This is a genomic window from Bradyrhizobium sp. Arg816, from assembly GCF_029989365.1.
Classification (GTDB): domain Bacteria; phylum Pseudomonadota; class Alphaproteobacteria; order Rhizobiales; family Xanthobacteraceae; genus Bradyrhizobium.
Genome location: NZ_JAPRAQ010000143.1, coordinates 1 through 515, shown reverse-complemented (window position 1 = coordinate 515; position 515 = coordinate 1). Strand labels below are relative to the sequence as shown.

Below are 515 nucleotides of genomic sequence, written 5' to 3'. Positions count from 1 at the left end.
CAGTCAGCGCCGTCGCGATCTCGTGAGTCAGGATCTGCACGAACCGCCGTCCGGTCTCGGCCACCAGCCGTTCTTCGGTCAGACGTGCGTCGACCAGGGCGTGGTTGCGCCGTCGTTGCTCGACCAGGAAGGCGACGAGCCACTGCGCGGCGACCGCGATCACGCGGTTGACGACGAAGCTGAGGACGATCCCGCCCTCCGGCGGTCGAATGAACGAGCCGACCAACGAGGCGGCGGTGGCGAGGGCGGCGAGACGGAACGTGCTGCCGGGACCCATGTAGACGCCGAGGAGGATCGGCAGCGTGTAGGCGAAGCAGATCGAGACGTTGTCGGCGGGCTCGAAGAGATCAGCCGTGAACACGCCGACCACGAGGAGGAGCGCGAGGGCGAGCCTCGGCTTGAGACTAAGCATCGGCAACGTGGTAATTTGGAAGAGCGCTCGTCGCGCCGCGCGACTCGGCTCGATGAGCAGAGGGCGCGCGCGCATGAGACCGACAGGGCTAGCGGCGCGCTTG

The 515-nt window shown here is 67.6% G+C and carries 1 protein-coding gene; it reads right to left on the bottom strand.

The genetic code is table 11. The features are described 5' to 3' along the window. Positions 1-412 (bottom strand): hypothetical protein (locus tag OWC48_RS46220; protein WP_282525958.1); only part of this gene is annotated, 412 nt, incomplete at its 3' end. Positions 413-515: the final 103 nt, after the last annotated feature.